The following is a 17017-nucleotide window of genomic DNA, read 5'->3' as shown; positions in this document are numbered from 1 at the left end:
TCGCGGCGTCTGCGTCAGTCGACGAGGTTGCGCCCGTGATAGAGCTCCTCGATCTCGCGCTTGAGGCGCGCCTCGATCTTCATCCGGTCCTTGAATGAAAGGTTGCGCGCCTTCTCCTCGAACAGGTACTGGTCCAGGTCGAAGTCCTTGAGGTGCATCTTCGTGTGGAAGATGTTCTCCTGGTAGACATTCACATCGAGCGCGTCGTAGCGCGACTTGATGTTCTTGGCCAGGTAGTCCTGGATCGAGTTGATCTTGTGGTCGATGTAGTGCTTCTTGCCCTTCACGTCGCGGGTGAAGCCGCGCACGCGGTAGTCCATGACCACGATGTCCGACTCGAGGCTCTCGATCAGGTAGTTGAGCGCCTTGAGCGGCGAGATCACGCCACACGTCGCCACATCGATGTCGGCGCGGAAGGTCGCGATGCCGTTGTCGGGATGGGTCTCGGGATAGGTGTGGACGGTGATGTGCGACTTGTCCAGGTGCGCGACCACCGCGTCGGAGATCACGCCCTTGGCGTCCTTGCGGTCGATCACCGGCTCTTCGGAGATCAGGATCGTCACCGACGCGCCCTGGGGCTCGTAGTCCTGGCGAGCGACGTGAAGGATATTCGCGCCGATGATCTCCGCGACATCGGTCAGGATCTGCGTCAGCCGGTCGGCGTTGTAGACCTCGTCGATGTAGGCGATATAGCGCTGGCGCTCGTCCTCGGACGAGGCGTAGCACACGTCGTAGATGTTGAACGACAGGGCCTTGGTCAGGTTGTTGAAACCCTGGAGCTTCAGGCGCGGGAGCGGTTTGACCACAGCGGTCGACCCTCGGGGGTTGGGCGAAACGGCGATTATGCGGCAAACCGGGGCCCACTCGCGACCTCGGCGCAAAGCAGTTTGCCCCCGGCGGGCCGACCGCCTACTCTTCGGCATTCCCCGCTGCGATGCCTCATGCCCCCCGATCCCGTGGCCCTGATCAATTCCCATGTCCGCACGCCGCACCCGATGTCACCGTCGGCGGCGGCCATCGAACGCTTCCTCGCCCACTGCCACCGCCGCCGTTATCCGCCGCGCAGCGAAGTGTTCCGCCCCGGCGATCCGGCGGGCACGCTGTACTACGTGGTCAGCGGCTCGGTCAGCATCATCACCGAGGAGGACGACGGCCGGGAGCTGGTGCTGGGGTACTTCGGGCCGGGGGAGATGGTCGGCGAGATGGGCCTGTTCATCGAATCGGACGTACGCGAGGTCATCCTGCGCACCCGGACCCAGTGCGAGTTGGCCGAGATCAGCTACGAGCGGCTCTATCAGCTGTTCGAGACCACGCTGGCGGGCGACGCGACCTCGATCATGCATGCGATCGGCGCCCAGCTCTCGCGCCGGCTGCTCGACACCAGCCGCAAGGCCGGCCGGCTGGCGTTCCTCGACGTCACCGATCGCATCGTGCGCACGCTCCACGACCTGACCCGGGAGCCGGACGCGATGAGCCACCCGCAGGGCACCCAGTTGCGGATCTCCCGGCAGGAGTTGGCGCGGCTGGTCGGCTGCTCGCGCGAGATGGCCGGCCGGGTGCTCAAGAAACTCCAGGCCGACGGCAAGCTGACCGCCCGCGGCAAGACCATCGTGCTGTTCGGAACCCGATAGCAGCCATGAGCAGCGGACATTTCGCACCTCGGGGCGATCTGCCCGACGCCGATCTGCGCAGCGCGTCGGCCATCGACGCCGATGACGTCGCCGCCCTGCTCTCGGAGCTGGGCTATCCCTGCGGCGTCGACGAAGCGCGCGAGCGCATCCTGGCCGTCACCGCCAATGACCGCCAGGCGCTGGTGGTCGCGCGCAGCGGCGGTCGGGTCTGCGGGCTGGTCGCGCTGGATTTCATGTACTACCTGCCCCTGGGCACCACCACCTGCAGGATCACCGCGCTGGTGGTCACCGATACCGCGAAGGGTCAGGGGCTGGGCCGCCAGCTACTGAAGGAAGCCGAGCGCCGGGCGCGTTTCGCCGGTGCGGCGCGGCTCGAACTGACCAGCGGCTCGCAGCGCGCCGATGCGCACGCGTTCTACCGGGCCTGCGGCTTCTCCGACGGCACCCTGCGCTTCATCAAGCGGCTCGGCGACGCCTGACCCCTGACAGCGCGCCCCTCGGGCGCCGTATGCTGTGGCCGACCATCGCAACGGACCGCACATGACGCTCGGCGACCAATTCCTGTTCTTCGTGCTGGTCGGCCTGGCCGCGCAGCTGATCGACGGCGCGCTGGGCATGGCGTTCGGCCTGGTGTCCTCGTCGGTGCTGCTGAGCATGGGCGTGCCGCCTGCGGCGGTGAGCGCCAGCGTACACACCGCCGAAGTGTTCACCACCGGCGCCTCGGGCGTGTCCCACCTGGCGATGCGCAACGTCGACCGGCGCCTGTTCTTCCGTCTGGCGATCCCGGGCATGGTCGGCGGCGTACTTGGCGCCTATGTGCTGACCCAATTGCCCGGCGACGTGGTCCGCCCGTTCATCTATGCCTACCTGCTGGTGCTCTCGGTGCTGATCCTGCTGCGTGCAGCCGGCCGGATGCTGCCCCGGCGCGAGGTGCAGCGGGTCCCGTTGCTCGGCTTCGTGGCCGGTCTGCTCGACGCCACCGGCGGCGGCGGCTGGGGCCCGGTCGCGACCTCGACCCTGCTCGCGCGCGGCGGCACGGCGCGCACGACGATCGGCACCGTCAACGCCGCCGAGTTCCTGGTCACGCTGTCGATCTCGATCACGTTCTTCCTGACGATCGGTCTGCAGCACTTGGACGTGGTGCTCGGTCTGCTGGTCGGCGGGATGATCGCCGCGCCGCTGGCGGCGCTGTTCGTGCGCCACGTCCGCGAGCGCTGGGTACTGCTGGCGGTGGGCGTGCTGGTGATGGCGATCAGCCTCTACCAGATCGGCCGGTCGCTACTGCCCGGCTGAGCCTGCCGGTGTTCCCGCGCGGTCGCGGCAGCCCCAGTTGAGGATGGGCGTGCCTGCCGGCAACACGCGCCGGAACATCGCCACCGCCCCCGCCTTCGGATTGACCACCACCGGCGTCGCCGCGGCCTTGAGCAGCGGCAGGTCCGCACTCGAATCGGAATAGGCGATGTCGATGTCGCCATAGCCGCGCTCGCGCAGCATGCGCATCTTCTCCTCGGCATGACAGTGGCGTGTGGCCACGACCGCGCCGAGCTTGGGCCCGACCGCGGTGCCGATCACCGGCACGGTCTCGTGGGCGACGAAGGCCAGGATCGCGCGCGCCAGTTCGGGCGGCGCACCGGTCGCCACGACCACGCGATCGCCAGCCTCGCGGTGGCCGTGCAGCACGTCGAGTGCCACCGGCAGCAGCCGCGGGCGGATCTGGTCGGCGTGACGGGCGACGTAGAGATCGATCAGACGATCCAGCGACCCGCGGCTGTTCAGGCCGACGGTGGCGATCCACGCGTAGCCGGAAATGCCGTACCGGCGGGTCGGCAGGCAGGCGATCATCGGCCCGAGCAGCGGCGTGGCCAGCAGCGCCAGCGCCGTGCGCCAGAGGCTGCGGCGGATCAGCCAGCCGAACAGGTGCGTCCCCGAATCGCCGTCGTAGAGGGTGTGGTCGAAATCGAAGACCACGGTGCGCGGCGTGGCGACGGCCGCGGCCTCCGCGCCGGACTCGCCGGCCGCGGCCGCCGGCGCCAACAGCCCCGCCAGCGTCGGCGCGCTGGCCGGCGCGGCTCCGGCCGAAGCCTGGGACGGATCGGTGGCCGCGACAATCACCGGGGTCAGTGGCGCACGCGGCCGATCGGTATCGTCGGGGGCCTGCGGAGGGGGGGCGATGACCTCCGGCGCCGGCAGGGCCGGCGAGAACAAGGCAGCGAGTGCGGCGCCCGGATCGGGCGCGCGCATGAAGGCTTCGCCGACCAGGAAGGCGTCGATGCCCGCGTCGCGCATCCGCGCGACGTCGTCGGACGTATGGATGCCGCTCTCGGTGACCAGACGCCGATCGCGCGGTACCGCGCCCCGCAACGACAGCGTGGTGTCGAGCGAGACCTCGAAGCTGCGCAGACTGCGGTTGTTGATGCCCAGCAGCGGCGACGGCACCTGCAGCGCGCGTTCGAGCTCGTCGATGTCGTGCACCTCGACCAGCACGTCGAGGTCCATCGACATCGCCAGCCCGGCCAACTCGACCAGTTGGCGGTCATCGAGCGCGGCGACGATCAGCAGGATGCAGTCGGCGCCGAGCGCGCGCGATTCGTGGACCTGCCAGGGGTCGACGATGAAATCCTTGCGCAGCACCGGCAGCGTGCAGGCGTCGCGCGCCTGCACCAGGTAGTCGTCGGCGCCCTGGAAGAAGTCGATGTCGGTCAGCACCGACAGGCAGGCCGCGCCGCCGGCTGCGTAGCTGCGGGCGATGTCGGCCGGGCGAAAGTCCGGCCGGATCACCCCCTTCGACGGGCTGGCCTTCTTGACCTCGGCGATCACCGCCGCATCGCCTGCGGCGATTCTGGCCTCGATCGCCGCGGCGAAGCCGCGGACCGGGCCGGCATCGGCCGCGCGCGCGGCGATCTCCGCCAGCGGGCAGGCGGCGCGGCGAGCGGCGACTTCTTCGTGTTTGCGCGCGACGATGCGCTGCAGGACGTCGTTCAAGATCGTAGAACCGCGGCGGACGGACAGGGCCGCCCAAGATACCCCAGGTGACGCCACCACCGCCCGGCGCCGGCCTCGATCAATGCGGACGACCGCCGGTCGCCATGACGAACGCGTCGAGCCGCGCGCGCGCGCCACCGTCGGCGATCGCGTTGCGTGCGCGCACGACACCCTCGGCGATCGAATCGGCTACGCCGGCGACATACAGCGCCGCGCCGGCGTTGAGACAGACGATATCGCGGGCCAGCCCTGGCGTGTCGTCGAGTGCGGCGAGCAGCAGCGTCTTCGATTCGGCGGCGTCGGCGACACGCAGGTTGCGGCTGGCCGCCATCGCGATGCCGAAATCCTCGGGATGGATCTCGTACTCGTGCACCTGCCCGTCGCGCAATTCGCCGACCAGGGTGCCGGCACCCAGCGAGATCTCGTCCATGCCGTCGCGGCCCCAGACCACCAGCGCGCGCTCGGCGCCCAGCTCCCGCAGCACGCGGACCTGGATGCCGACCAGGTCGGGATGGAACACCCCCATCAGGATGTTCGGCGCGCCGGCCGGGTTGGTCAGCGGGCCGAGGATGTTGAAGATCGTGCGCACGCCCATCTCGCGGCGTACCGGGGCGACGACCTGCATGGCCGGGTGGTGCACCGGCGCGAACATGAAGCCGATCCCGGTGCGCGCGATGCAATCGGCGACCGCCTCGGGCTGCAGGTCGATACGCGCGCCCAGCGCCTCGAGCACGTCGGCGCTGCCGGATTTCGACGACACGCTGCGGTTGCCGTGCTTGGCGACCTTGGCCCCGGCCGCGGCGACCACGAACATGCTCGCCGTGGAGATGTTGAACGTGTGCGCGCCGTCGCCGCCGGTGCCGACGATGTCGACCAGTTGCACGCGGTCGTCCTCGGCGACCGGTACCGGAAGCGCGAACTCGCGCATGACCTGCGCCGCCCCCGCGATCTCGTCGACGGTCTCCTTCTTGACTCGCAGGCCGGACAGGATTGCCGCGGTCATCAGCGGCGAAACCTCGCCGCGCATGATCTGGCGCATCAGCTCGACCATTTCGTCGCGGAAGATCTCGCGATGCTCGATCGTGCGTTGCAGGGCTTCGTGGGGGGTGATGGGCATCGCGACGCGGACTCCTGGCACAGGCTGACGCTTCAGATTGTCGCCGATCCGGGTACGGTGCCCCGCAATCGGAGGGCGCGTTGGAATCCGCGCTCTTCCGGCGCCCGCTCAGCGCGCCAGAAAGTTCTTCAGCAGGGCATGGCCGTGTTCGGTGAGGATCGACTCGGGGTGGAACTGCACGCCCTCGACCGGATGCGTGCGATGGCGCAGGCCCATGATTTCTTCCACTGTGCCGTCGTCATGCTCGGTCCAGGCAGTGACCTCCAGGCAATCGGGCAGCGATGCGCGCTCGACGACCAGCGAGTGGTAGCGCGTGGCATCGAAGCCATCGGGCAGTCCGGCGAACACGCCGCGGCCTTCGTGTCGGATCGGCGAGGTCTTGCCGTGCATGATCCGGCCGGCGCGGACCACGCGGCCGCCGTAGGCCTGGCCCAGTGCCTGATGGCCCAGGCACACACCCAGAATCGGCACCGTCGCCCCCAGGCGCTCGATCACCGCCAACGACACGCCCGCTTCGTTCGGCGTGCACGGACCAGGCGAAATCACGATCCGCTCCGGTGCGAGCCGCTCGATCTGCTCGACCGTCAATGCATCGTTGCGCTCAACGCGGACCTCGGCGCCAAGCGCCTGCAGGTACTGCACGAGATTCCAGGTGAAGCTGTCGTAGTTGTCGAGCATCAACAGCATGGGTCAATCCGCGAGCAGGAAGATGGCGTAAAGGTGTTCGGCGATGGTGACGGTGCCGACCGCGAGGCTTTCGGGCGTGATTCGGTTGCCGGTGACCTGGATGCGCTCGAACGCGGCAGCGGGACTCGCCGCAGGCGGCGGAGGTGTGCCGCCGCGTGTCGATGGCCATTGGCCGGCCTGGATGCCGTAAGCGAAGCTCGGGGCCACGTCGGACACGCTGTACAGCGGACCGAGACGCGCGCCGTAGCTCGTCGCCAACAGCGCCGCAGTGTCACGAGTCTGGCGTATGGCCTCGGCCTTCAGTTCACCGCGCAGCGCGGCTTCACCGGAGAACGTCGGCTCGATACCGCCCAACTGCACGTCTTCACCGGCAGGCAGCTTCGCGAGAAACGCGCGCGTAGCCTCCGCGTCGGGAAACGTCACCCGCAACGCGCGCGTCGCGCGGATACCGCGATACACCCGCCTCTGGGATTCGTAGTCGTGCTCGGGCTGCACCGAGAACGTGCTGGCGTCGATCGATTCGGCGATCGCGCCGCCCGACTTCAACGCGGTCAGCAGCGCGCCCAGATGCGTCTGCACACGGTCGCGTGCGACTTCCGGCTGCATGTCCAGCGCACTCAACGTGATCGAAACCGTGAAGCGGTCCGGCACTACGTCGCGTGTCGCATCGCCTTTGACCAGCAGGTGCGGCAGCGACGGCAGCGCATTGACCTGCGCCGTCGCCCACGGCGCGCACAGAGCCAGCAGCAGACCGGCACATCCGCGAACCAAACATCCTTTCATCGTCGTCTCCCTGATCCCTGATCGAAACCGGTATGGCGGCTCACAGCCCCTTCGCCGCTTGCGCCACCGCGCGGAACAGCGCGCGGCCTTTGTTCATCGTCTCGGCCCATTCCATGTCGGGGTCGGAGTCGTACACGATGCCCGCGCCCGCCTGCACGTACAGGCGACCGCCCTGGATCACCGCGGTGCGGATCGCGATCGCGGTATCGGCGTCGCCATGCCAGCCGAGCCAACCGACCGCGCCGGAGTAAACGTTGCGCTTGACCGGCTCGAGACTGCGGATGATCTCCAGTGCGCGGACCTTCGGCGCGCCGCTGACGGTGCCCGCAGGGAACGTCGCACGCAGCACGTCGGCATAGGTCAGCCCGGCCTGCAGCCGCCCGGTGACCTCGCTGACGATGTGCATGACGTGGCTGTAGCGCTCGATCACGAAGCGCTCGCCGACCTCGACCGTGCCCGCGTCGGACACATGGCCGACATCGTTGCGGCCCAGGTCGATCAGCATCAGGTGCTCGGCCCGCTCCTTCGGATCGGCCAGCAGTTCGACCTCGAGCGCTGCGTCCTCCTCCGCGGTCCTGCCCCGCGGCCGTGTGCCGGCGATCGGCCGCACGGTGACCTCGCCGTCCTGCAGCCGCACGAGGATCTCCGGCGACGAGCCGACGACCTGGGTGCCGCCGACATCGAGGAAATACATGTACGGCGATGGATTGAGTGCCCGCAACGCCCGGTAGACATCCACCGGACGCGCCTGGAACGGCACCGACATGCGCTGCGACAGCACGACCTGAAAGGCGTCACCGGCCGCGATGTAGTCCTTGACCCGGGCCACCGCGTCGATGAAGCCCTCGCGGGTGAAGCCGGACACGAAGTCCGACTCGTCCAGCGCCGCCGGCTGCAGCGTCTCCGGGTAGCCGGCCCCGCCCTGGCGCAGCCGGTGACTCAACGCATCGAGCCGGCGATTGGCGCGCGCCCAGGCCTGCGGCTCGCGCGGATCGGCATGCACGATCAGATACAGCCGGCCCTTGAGGTTATCGAACACCGCGACCTCGGTGCTGAGCATCAGCAGGATGTCCGGCGTGCCCAGTTCGTCGCGCACATCCGTCCTCGCCGCATCGCGCAGGCGCGGCTCGATGTACTCGATGCATTCGAATCCGAACCAGCCGACCAGGCCGCCGGCAAAGCCCGGTAGGCCCTCGACTCGCGGAACCGAGTGCTCGGCGCGCAGGCGCTCGACCTCGGCGAACGGATCTGCGACCTCGCGCGTCTCGATGGTCTCGCCGTGCTCGCTGATCGTCAGCCTGTGGCCATGGAAGGCGTACACCCGGGCAGCCGGCAGGCCGATGATCGAATGGCGGCCGAAGCGTTCACCGCCCTCCACCGATTCGAACAGGTAGGTGTGCGGACCGTCGGCGAGTTTGAGGTAGACCGAAAGCGGAGTGTCGAGATCGGACAGCACCTCGCGCACCACGGGGATGCGGGTGTGGCCGTCAGTGGCGTAGCGCTGGAAGTCGTGTTGCGAGATCACGCGGCATTTCCTTGCAAAGCAGGCAGGCAGGGGCGAGTGCAGCCGAAGGCCACCATCGCCAGCTGGAGCCGGCGGAACGGAAATGCAGGGGCGAAGGCGCGCGCATGGCGGCTACTTTAGCGGCTCACCGGCGATTGCGCGACCGTCCGGCGAGATCGCGACGACGATGGCGGCACGTCCGCGGTGCGCAGCGACAACCACCGTGCTGGAGGCGGCCAGCGAGCAGCTGGGGGCGTGGGACGTCCTGGTCGAACGGCCCACAGTGCCGCCCCGTGCAAGCGGTCAGCGCGCGGCGGCGGGCGTCTTCGACAGCAACGCGCAATCGGCCGGAAGATGCATCCGCAGGCGCGCGGGCACGCACTGGATATCGAAGCGAGCGGCCTGAACCGGCTCGCCATCGAGGTTCAACGCCATCGGCGCGTCGGCCTCGACGACCAGTCGAGGAAGCCGGCGACGCACCGCGACCTGGTCGAGCGCGGCGACCTTGCCCTCGACCAGCGCGGTGCGCAAGGCCGCGACGACCTCGCCTTCGAACTCGGGCACGATCGTCAGATCGATCATGCCGTCGTCGATCCAGGCATCGGGACACAGCGCCTGCCCGCCACCAGCCTGACGGCCATTGCCGATGCCCAGTGCGACCAGCCCGCCGTCCCAGGCGAACTCGGGGCCGCGGACCCGCGCCTGGATCGGCTCGATCCGCCCCAGCCGCGACAGTCCGGTCACGAAGTAGGCCAGTCCGCCGAGTACACGCTTGAGGGCGTCGCGCGTGTCGACCGTCACCTGCGTGCCGAAGCCTCCCGAGGCCAGGTTCGCGCACCACAGCACGGCGTCGTCGGCCGCAACCCGGAGCACGTCGACCGGACGCGGCGCCAGTTCGGCGACCAGGGAGAGGGCGTCGTGCGGGTCGATCGGAAGTTGCGCTGCGGTCGCGAAGTCGTTGGCGGTGCCCAGCGGCAGCACCCCCAGCGACGGCAGCGCGTCGGCCGCTTCCGGGCGCGCGGCGAGCGCGGAGACCACCGCATTGAGCGTGCCATCGCCGCCGCCCACCACCAGCGTCTCCACACCGCTGACCAGCGCTTCGTCGACGAAGCGCGCGGCGTCGCCCGCCTCCCAGGTCACCCGGACGGCCAGCGCGATGCCGCGGGCGCGCATCGCCGCGACCGCCTCGCGCACCGCCTCCACCCCCGCCGATTTGCCGTTGAGGATCAGACACCAGGACGGAGCAGGCATGGGGCACGGGACGAAGGAGAGGTGGCGCAGCGTAGCGGAGTACGCGGGCTGCGCTGTTAAACGTCCCTCACGCTGTTTGTCCGTGCGCCGTCATGACGCTGTCATCGAGCGCCCGGACCATGGGAGGCCATCGCAGGGACGACGGGCGGAGGCAGGATCAGCCTCCAATCTTCCGGAGGGCCGCATCGCAGGATGCGGCCTTCTTCTGTGGTGATGGCGATGGACCCCGCCTACAGCAGTGGCTGCGCGGCGACGATCACGCCATCGGCGTCCGCGGCGAGCCACTCGCCCGCCACAAGGGTCACGCCACCAAAGGTCACCGGCACATCGCGCAGGCCCTGATCCCGGCGATCGGTCTTCAGCGGCACGGTGCTCAGCGCCTTGACGCCGAGATCCATGCCTGCGATCACCGCGCTGTCGCGGATCGCGCCATGCACGATCACGCCGGCCCAGCCATTGGCGACCGCCTGCGCGGCCAGCAGGTCGCCGAGCATCGAGCGGCGGGTCGAACCGCCGCCGTCGATCACCAGCACGCGCCCCTCGCCCGGTTCGGCGACCGCCTCTTTCACCCGCGAGTTGTCTTCCAACGCGCGCACCGTGCTGACGATGCCGGCGAACGCGCGGCGTCCACCGAAATCCCGCAGAGGGAGATCGAGCACGCGCACCGCGTCGGGGTGCGCATCGCACAGGTCGCAGGTAGAGATCACGTCGTTCACGCGCGCATCGTGGTCGCGCGTGCGATCTCCACGCGCATCGCGTCGACCACAGCGCGGTAGTCGGGCTTGCCGAAAATCGCAGAACCGGCAACGAAGGTGTCGGCGCCGGCCGCCGCGATCTGGCCGATGTTGTCGGGCTTGACGCCGCCGTCGATCTCCAGCCGGATCGCCTTGCCGGTGGCATCGATGCGCTCGCGCACGCGGCGCAGCTTGTCGAGCGTCGAGGGAATGAACGCCTGACCGCCGAAGCCCGGATTGACCGACATCAGCAGCACCATGTCCAGATCCTCGAGCACGTAGTCGAGCACCTCGACCGGCGTCGCCGGATTCAGCACCAGGCCGGCCTGGCAGCCCTCGGCGCGGATCAATTGGATCGTCCGGTGCACATGGCGGCTGGCCTCGGGATGGAAGCTGATCAGCGTCGCGCCGGCGCGGGCGAAGTCCGGCACGATGCGGTCGACCGGCTCGACCATCAGGTGCACATCGATCGGCGCGGTCACGCCGTGCTTGCGCAGCGCCTCGCACACCAGCGGCCCGATGGTCAGGTTCGGCACGTAATGGTTGTCCATCACGTCGAAGTGCACCCAGTCGGCACCGGCAGCCAGTACGGCGTCGACCTCCTCGCCGAGCCGTGCGAAGTTGGCGGACAGGATCGAGGGCGCGATGACGGCGGGCTGCATGGACGGCTCCGGGGGCGGCGGGAGGGCGCGGCGAGCGCCGCAGACCGCCATTCTACGCGGCCGCGCACCCGGCCCGACTGCTTGCCGGGCGCCTGCGTCCGGCTCGAAGGCCGCACTGTGGACGGCGCGGCCATCGCGCACCGATGCTGCGTGGGCGCCGCGCGCCTCAGCGCCGGGGGCGCTTGCGGCCGTCGCGGCCGCGGCGCAGCCGGTCGTAGGCGGCATTGAGCTCGGCGGCGCGCGCCTCGGCCTGGGCGCGCAACTCCGGCGCGGCGCCGGCCACGCGGTCGGGGTGGTACTGGGAGATCAGCCGACGATAGGCCTGGTCGATCTGGGCCTGGGTCGCATCCGGGGCCAGGCCGAACACCGCATGATCCTTCTGCCGGCGAGGCGCCAGCCAGCCGGCGTCGAACGCATGCCCGATCACCAGCCCGATCACACCGCCCGCAGGGTGGCGCAGCAGCAGCCATCCGGCGATGAAGCCCAGCAGTTTTCCGTACCAGCGTTGCATGGCCGGCAGTGTAGCGGTTCGCCGCCGCCCAGGCGGTCGCGATGCCCCCCCCTGCACCGCGACCGCGTTCGCACTACACTTGCCGACCGTTTTGCGACGCAACCCGGACCACCTCTGTGTCGACGACCCTGCTCGAAGCGAACCTGCCCGGCCTCCACCTGCGCCACCGCGGCAAGGTCCGCGACGTGTTCGAGCTCGGCGAGGAGCGGCTGCTGATCGTCGCCACCGACCGCCTGAGCGCGTTCGACGTCGTGCTGCCCGACCCGATCCCCGGCAAGGGCGAGATGCTGTGCCAGATCAGCAACTTCTGGTTCGAACAGACCGCGGCGCTGATGCCCAATCACCTGACCGACATCGACGTGGCCAGCGTGCTGCCCACCGGCGTCGATCCGGCGCTCTACGCACAGCGCGCGGTCGTGACGAAAAAGCTCAAGCCGGTGCCGGTCGAGGCGATCGCCCGCGGCTACCTGATCGGCAGCGGCTGGAAGGACTATCAGCGCACCGGCCGGGTCAGCGGCATCGCGCTGCCGGGCGGCCTGCGCCAGGCCGAACAGCTGCCGCAGCCGATCTTCACCCCGTCGACCAAGGCCGCAGTCGGCGACCACGACGAGAACATCGACTTCGACACGATGGTGCGCCACATCGGTGCCGATCTTGCCGAGCAGGTCCGCGACGCGACACTGCGCCTGTACGCGCATGCCGCCGTCCACGCCGCCGAGCGCGGCATCATCCTGGCCGACACCAAGTTCGAGTTCGGCACCGATGCCGATGGCCGCCTGTATGTGATGGACGAGATGCTGACCCCGGACTCGTCGCGCTACTGGCCGGCGGACGAGTACCAGGTTGGCACCAGCCCGCCGAGCTACGACAAGCAGATCGTGCGCGATTATCTGGAAACGCTGGACTGGGACAAGACCGCGCCGGGTCCGCGCCTGCCGGCCGAGGTCATCGCGCGCACCCATGCGCGATATGCCGAGGCCCTGCAGCGGTTGGCAGACATCGCCTTCGACTGACGGCGCGCTATGCTCGATGCTTCTCCCAAGCGGAAGCGGAGAATCATGCGTGCCGATGTCCTGGCGGCCGGTTGGCTGCTCTCGCTCTGTGGCACAGCGGCCGCTGCTGCTGGCCCGGCCACCTCGTCGCCGCAACCGGATTTGAGCTGCAGCCATCTCGCCGACGCGGTCGCACGGCTGGCATGCTATGACCGAGCCTTCCCACCGGTCTTCGGCGCCGCCCCAGCGGAGGCCCTGCATGGCGAGGCCTTCGGTCTGCCACTGCCGCCTCGCGAGCGTGACTCGATGTCGGACCGGATCGAGGCGCGTGTGGTAGCGGTGGACGACCTGGGGGACCGACGAACGGTCGCCCTCGACAACGGCCAAGTCTGGACACTGATCGAAGTCACCGCACGCGGCCCGTTGACGCCGGGCGAAGCGGTGTCGATTAGAAGAGGTGCGATGGGCGGCTACATGCTGCGCACCCCGGCCGGCGTCTCGCTTCGCGCCCGCCGATTGCGTTGACGTCGATGGGCTGAATCGCGCCGCGCTGAGCGCGCCGCAGGCAGCACCGACAGAGGCTTGATGCCCGAAAAGCCTCGAAGCAGGCGCTCATGCTGGATCCAACACCCGCGACGGCGGGCAACGAAGTCGTGCGCCTGCGTCGATCCGGACGCCGTGCGGATGCCTCTCGATCGCCGATTCGACTCGACCCGCGCGCCGAAACAGCCATGCACTGATGCCAGGCGCTCAAGCGCCTGGCCCTGGCCTCATGGCCGCAGCGCACGCGCCGGCCATGCCCAGCGCGGCCCGTACTGCGTCCACCCCATGTCTCGCCGCGTCCGTCGTCCGAGGGGGCGACGGCAGGCGTCTTGCCCGCCGCCGCCCCGGTCGACTAGAAACGGAAGCTCAGGCTGGTGAAGAAGAAGCGTCCCGCCTGGTCGTAGCCTCCGAGCGAATTGCCATTCAACACCAAGGTACCTCCGACCAGCGGCGGCTCCTTGTCGAACACGTTGTTGACGCCTACGGTCCACGTCGCGACGTCCCACAGCTCCACCGATCCGCTCAGATCGATGTAGTTGTAGCTGCCCACCCGGTTGCCACGATTGACCAGAAGCTTATCGGTGGTTCCCGGCGTCCCGTCGTTATTGACGTAGTCCAACCCCCCGACATAGCGCCAGCGCAGACCCACGCCATAGCGGTCGAACGCATACCGGGCGCTGGCCACATGGCGCCATTCGGGCGCATTGCAGGCCTCGTTGACCCGGCCGGCGCAGTCGTAGGCAGTGGACGCGTCCTCGGCGACCGGCTGCTTGGTCTGCTCCAGCAGGTAGGTACCGACCAGCGAGGTGGTCAGCCGCCCGGGGCCGACCGGCCAAGCGTAGGACGCCGTGAGATCGATACCGCTGAAGTCAAAACTGCCGAAATTGCCCAGGGTATCGACGACCAATCCCGAGCTTTCGGGATCGCTGCCCAACCACAGATCACCGGTCCTCGGATTGCGACGAACGAGCCCGCACATCTCGGACTGCCCACGCGCGCACAGGTCCAGAATGACCGAAGGTCCGATGCTCGTGATTGCGTCCTTGAGCTCGATCCGATAGTAATCGAGGCTCAAGTTCAGACCCTCGATAGGCGCTGCAGCAAACCCGATTGTCCATGTATCCGCGGTCTCAGGATCAAGATTGAGACTGCCGCCTCCAAGGAGGTTGTACTGGCCTGCGGGATTGTCCGGCACGAAACCGTACTGACTCGGCGCCACCCCTGTCAGCGCGCATTGTTCGGCGGTCCAGGTGGGCGCCGATCCTGCGCAGGGGTCCGATCCACCCCAAAGACCGATACTCTGGTTTTCGTAGAGCTCGGTGATGCCGGCAGCCCGGATCGCCCGATTCCAGCCCGTGCGCAACAGGAAGCGACCATCGGCGAACTTTGCGCCCAGGCCGGCCTTCCAGGTGTTCACGCCACCGGACGTGCTGTAGTCGGAGTAGCGATAGCCCAACTCCAGATCGAGGCCGTCGAGCGAACCTGCGTCCGAGAGCAAAGGCAACGCGCTTTCCAGAAAGAATTCGTCGACAGTCAGGTCGCCGGCCACCGCTGTGGTAGGCCCTCCGAGGCCGGTGAAGTTGTTGGTGGCCATATTGGAATCGGGCGTGCGTTCGTACGTTTCCTGCCGGCGCTCGTAGCCCAGCACCAAGCTGATCGGCTGATTCGCCCACGGTAGGCCGACCCCAAGGCTTCCGGACGCGTAGGCGTTGAAGACCTTCATTGAGGTCACGTAGTTGACGAGGCCGACGCCCTGAAGCGCTTCCGCCGCCTCCTTGGTAACCGCGTCCTGCCACACGTTGTAGAACGTGCAGCCGCTGAATGAGCCGGGCGGACAGCCGAGCAAAGCGGACCGTACGCGGTCGGTGACAAAGTCGTTGACGCTTTCGTCCTTCACCGAGCTTCGGTTGTAGGTAAACGATGCATCGTAGGTCCAGTCTTCGTTGATCGCGCCACCCAGGCCCGCGGTGATGCGATAGCTCGTCGTTTCCTGGTTGGTCGCGCGTGGACCACCCTCCACGTTGCGCTTGTTGACCAGCACGGTGATCGCATCATCGGTGATGCCCAGATCACTGCACAACGTGCCGATGATTCCGTTATCGCAAGCAACGTCGACATCCGTGTTGAATGTGCCGCTCGGCGCTATCTGAGTGGCGCTTCGACGGTTGACGAACATCGCTTCCAAGTATGGCTGCACGTGCTCGTTGATCTGGTACTTGATGCGTGTACCGGCCGTATACCGTGTATCCGGGCGCTGGTAGTAATTCACTGGCGCGTAGTTGTAGAGCGCCCCGAATCCGGGTGTCCAGACACTGTCCGGCCCGAGGTGGGCCTGGGTATTGCCTCCAGGAAGCGATGGCGCGAGCACGGTAAAGTTCGCTGGATCGGCACCGCTCGAACCACCGCAGGCCGTGCCCGCATCGTTCAAAGCGCAGGACGAGTAATCCCGGTCGCCCTGGAGCAGCGCCTTGTTCTCCCGCCAGGTCGCCCAGGCGATCGCATGACCGCCTTCGCCGAAGCGCCCACCAATCGACAGGTCGATGTTCTGCGAGATACCGTCGAACCCAGAGCCCCCGGTCGGATAGTCGTATCCCACCTTGTCCATGAGGCCACGCATGTAGTGGTTCTCGTTCTTGTGCTGGAACGCCGAATACCCCACGTTGACGTTGACGCCCTCGAAATCGTCGTCGAGCACGAAATTGACCACGCCTGCGACCGCGTCGGAGCCGTAAACGGCGGATGCGCCTCCCGAAAGGACATCGACGCGACGCACAAGGGCCGAGGGAATGATGCTCAGATCCGGCGTCTCTCCCAGCCCCTTCGGAATGCGGCGACCGTTCACCAGCGACAAGGTGCGCTGCGCGCCAAGATCACGCAGTGACGCGGTCGCGTAGCCCTGAGACGGGTTGTTCTGGAAGTTGTCGAAGCCGCTCGTGAACCCCAGTTGCGGATACTGATTGACGAGGTCCTCGACTTTCGTCGCGCCGGTGTAGCGGAACTCCTCGGCTTGGATCTCGGCGACCGGGCTGGCGGCGGTCATCGTCTGGCTACGGATGCGCGTACCAGTCACGATCACCGCGTCCAGCGTGGCGGGGGAGGTGGCTGGAGCGGATGTGGTGTCTTGAGCGGTCGCTGACATGCTGGTTGCACAGCACACTGCACTTGCGAGCGCCACCGAAAGACGGTGGCGACGCGCGGAAACGGCGCGATTCGACATCTCGTTTATCCCCATTCGAGTGATACGTGGTCGGACGATGGAGCCCCCCCCGGTGCGTCCTTGACAGGCCCCTCGCGATTGGCGGCCCAATGCCGCCATTGCCGAAACTACCATCAATATTGCCCTGGCAAGACAGTGCCTTTGCGCAATCTGGCGAATTATGACGCGCCGCACAATAATCAACGCAACGCTCTTGGTCGCGGTCAACGCGCTGGCCCCACGCGCTCGAACTTACGTTAAGCAGTGAATGCCAGATCTACTGTGTTTTGCGACGCCCAGGCCCTGCAGCGGTTGGCGGGCATCGTCGTCGACTAAAGGCGGACCGGCGCGCGCAGCGCGCCGGGCGCTGCGCCCCGATGAGGAAAGTGGTCCGGGGCCGTATGCGGCCTTCAGGAGCGCGCAT

16 protein-coding genes and 1 pseudogene are annotated in these 17017 nt (G+C 68.0%); 5 read left to right on the top strand and 12 right to left on the bottom strand.

The window, feature by feature from the left end:
• Window positions 1-14 precede the first annotated feature (14 nt).
• Window positions 15-806, bottom strand: coding sequence for an adenosylmethionine decarboxylase (gene speD / locus ABE487_RS02305; protein WP_183427679.1), 792 nt, complete (start codon window positions 804-806; stop codon window positions 15-17).
• 189 nt (window positions 807-995) lie between these two features.
• On the opposite strand from speD, the gene crp reads away from it, so the two are divergent.
• From crp to ABE487_RS02290, 3 genes are all read left to right on the top strand, one after another.
• Window positions 996-1631, top strand: coding sequence for a cAMP-activated global transcriptional regulator CRP (crp, locus tag ABE487_RS02300; RefSeq protein WP_346441880.1), 636 nt, complete (start codon window positions 996-998; stop codon window positions 1629-1631).
• Between the two features lie 5 nt (window positions 1632-1636).
• On the top strand, window positions 1637-2110 hold the full coding sequence (locus ABE487_RS02295) for a GNAT family N-acetyltransferase (protein WP_346447396.1): 474 nt from the start codon (window positions 1637-1639) through the stop codon (window positions 2108-2110).
• A 61-nt stretch (window positions 2111-2171) separates the two neighbouring features.
• Complete coding sequence (locus ABE487_RS02290) at window positions 2172-2924, top strand: sulfite exporter TauE/SafE family protein (protein WP_346441710.1); 753 nt, start codon at window positions 2172-2174, stop codon at window positions 2922-2924.
• Here the strand turns inward: ABE487_RS02290 and ABE487_RS02285 are convergent.
• The 10 genes and pseudogenes from ABE487_RS02285 to ABE487_RS02240 all read right to left on the bottom strand — a co-directional run bounded on the left by ABE487_RS02285 (window position 2910) and on the right by ABE487_RS02240 (window position 11862).
• Window positions 2910-3599: a haloacid dehalogenase-like hydrolase gene (locus ABE487_RS02285; protein WP_346450847.1), complete on the bottom strand. Its 690-nt coding sequence runs from the start codon at window positions 3597-3599 to the stop codon at window positions 2910-2912. The two genes, ABE487_RS02290 and ABE487_RS02285, sit on opposite strands and share 15 nt — an antisense overlap.
• Window positions 3600-3851: 252 nt before the next feature.
• Window positions 3852-4613: pseudogene (trpC, locus tag ABE487_RS02280) on the bottom strand (indole-3-glycerol phosphate synthase TrpC); the annotation flags it as partial.
• A 79-nt stretch (window positions 4614-4692) separates the two neighbouring features.
• Window positions 4693-5730 (bottom strand): anthranilate phosphoribosyltransferase, encoded by a 1038-nt coding sequence (gene trpD, locus ABE487_RS02275; RefSeq protein ID WP_346441711.1) that lies wholly within the window; start codon window positions 5728-5730, stop codon window positions 4693-4695.
• 108 nt (window positions 5731-5838) lie between these two features.
• On the bottom strand, window positions 5839-6417 hold the full coding sequence (locus ABE487_RS02270) for an aminodeoxychorismate/anthranilate synthase component II (RefSeq protein ID WP_346441712.1): 579 nt from the start codon (window positions 6415-6417) through the stop codon (window positions 5839-5841).
• Window positions 6418-6420: 3 nt separating this feature from the next.
• Entirely contained in the window at window positions 6421-7200 is a 780-nt protein-coding gene (locus ABE487_RS02265; RefSeq protein WP_346450779.1) for an SIMPL domain-containing protein, read from the bottom strand.
• Window positions 7201-7240: 40 nt separating this feature from the next.
• Window positions 7241-8725, bottom strand: a complete 1485-nt coding sequence (trpE, locus tag ABE487_RS02260; RefSeq protein ID WP_346441714.1) for an anthranilate synthase component I — start codon at window positions 8723-8725, stop codon at window positions 7241-7243.
• A 282-nt stretch (window positions 8726-9007) separates the two neighbouring features.
• Window positions 9008-9955, bottom strand: coding sequence for a lipid kinase YegS (gene yegS / locus ABE487_RS02255; RefSeq protein ID WP_346441715.1), 948 nt, complete (start codon window positions 9953-9955; stop codon window positions 9008-9010).
• Window positions 9956-10185: 230 nt separating this feature from the next.
• Window positions 10186-10662 (bottom strand): ribonuclease E activity regulator RraA, encoded by a 477-nt coding sequence (gene rraA / locus ABE487_RS02250; protein WP_346450845.1) that lies wholly within the window; start codon window positions 10660-10662, stop codon window positions 10186-10188.
• Between the two features lie 5 nt (window positions 10663-10667).
• Window positions 10668-11351, bottom strand: a complete 684-nt coding sequence (gene rpe, locus ABE487_RS02245; protein ID WP_346450777.1) for a ribulose-phosphate 3-epimerase — start codon at window positions 11349-11351, stop codon at window positions 10668-10670.
• 166 nt (window positions 11352-11517) lie between these two features.
• A complete protein-coding gene (locus tag ABE487_RS02240) occupies window positions 11518-11862 on the bottom strand; it encodes a DnaJ domain-containing protein (protein ID WP_346441717.1) in 345 nt (114 codons plus the stop codon).
• Window positions 11863-11978: 116 nt separating this feature from the next.
• On the opposite strand from ABE487_RS02240, the gene ABE487_RS02235 reads away from it, so the two are divergent.
• Both ABE487_RS02235 and ABE487_RS02230 read left to right on the top strand, forming a co-directional pair.
• Complete coding sequence (locus ABE487_RS02235) at window positions 11979-12875, top strand: phosphoribosylaminoimidazolesuccinocarboxamide synthase (protein ID WP_346450776.1); 897 nt, start codon at window positions 11979-11981, stop codon at window positions 12873-12875.
• 9 nt (window positions 12876-12884) lie between these two features.
• Window positions 12885-13379: a hypothetical protein gene (locus ABE487_RS02230; RefSeq protein WP_346450775.1), complete on the top strand. Its 495-nt coding sequence runs from the start codon at window positions 12885-12887 to the stop codon at window positions 13377-13379.
• Window positions 13380-13749: 370 nt separating this feature from the next.
• On the opposite strand, the gene ABE487_RS02225 is transcribed toward ABE487_RS02230, so the two are convergent.
• A complete protein-coding gene (locus ABE487_RS02225) occupies window positions 13750-16614 on the bottom strand; it encodes a TonB-dependent receptor plug domain-containing protein (RefSeq protein ID WP_346450773.1) in 2865 nt (954 codons plus the stop codon).
• Between the last annotated feature and the right edge of the window lie 403 nt (window positions 16615-17017).

It is taken from the genome of Luteimonas sp. TWI596, assembly GCF_039674105.1.
Lineage (GTDB): Bacteria > Pseudomonadota > Gammaproteobacteria > Xanthomonadales > Xanthomonadaceae > Luteimonas.
Note: the sequence above shows the minus strand (reverse complement) of the source record. Positions and strands in the feature narration are given on the sequence as shown.

What these genes read in the sequence shown, in the direction of transcription:
- crp (WP_346441880.1), top strand. Translation starts at nt 996, where the DNA reads ATGTCACCGTCGGCGGCGGCCATCGAACGCTTCCTCGCCCACTGCCAC.
- ABE487_RS02295 (WP_346447396.1), top strand. Translation starts at nt 1,637, where the DNA reads ATGAGCAGCGGACATTTCGCACCTCGGGGCGATCTGCCCGACGCCGAT.
- ABE487_RS02290 (WP_346441710.1), top strand. Translation starts at nt 2,172, where the DNA reads ATGACGCTCGGCGACCAATTCCTGTTCTTCGTGCTGGTCGGCCTGGCC.
- trpD (WP_346441711.1), bottom strand. Translation starts at nt 5,730, where the DNA reads ATGCCCATCACCCCCCACGAAGCCCTGCAACGCACGATCGAGCATCGC.
- ABE487_RS02270 (WP_346441712.1), bottom strand. Translation starts at nt 6,417, where the DNA reads ATGCTGTTGATGCTCGACAACTACGACAGCTTCACCTGGAATCTCGTG.
- ABE487_RS02265 (WP_346450779.1), bottom strand. Translation starts at nt 7,200, where the DNA reads ATGAAAGGATGTTTGGTTCGCGGATGTGCCGGTCTGCTGCTGGCTCTG.
- yegS (WP_346441715.1), bottom strand. Translation starts at nt 9,955, where the DNA reads ATGCCTGCTCCGTCCTGGTGTCTGATCCTCAACGGCAAATCGGCGGGG.
- rpe (WP_346450777.1), bottom strand. Translation starts at nt 11,351, where the DNA reads ATGCAGCCCGCCGTCATCGCGCCCTCGATCCTGTCCGCCAACTTCGCA.
- ABE487_RS02240 (WP_346441717.1), bottom strand. Translation starts at nt 11,862, where the DNA reads ATGCAACGCTGGTACGGAAAACTGCTGGGCTTCATCGCCGGATGGCTG.
- ABE487_RS02230 (WP_346450775.1), top strand. Translation starts at nt 12,885, where the DNA reads ATGCTCGATGCTTCTCCCAAGCGGAAGCGGAGAATCATGCGTGCCGAT.
- ABE487_RS02225 (WP_346450773.1), bottom strand. Translation starts at nt 16,614, where the DNA reads ATGTCGAATCGCGCCGTTTCCGCGCGTCGCCACCGTCTTTCGGTGGCG.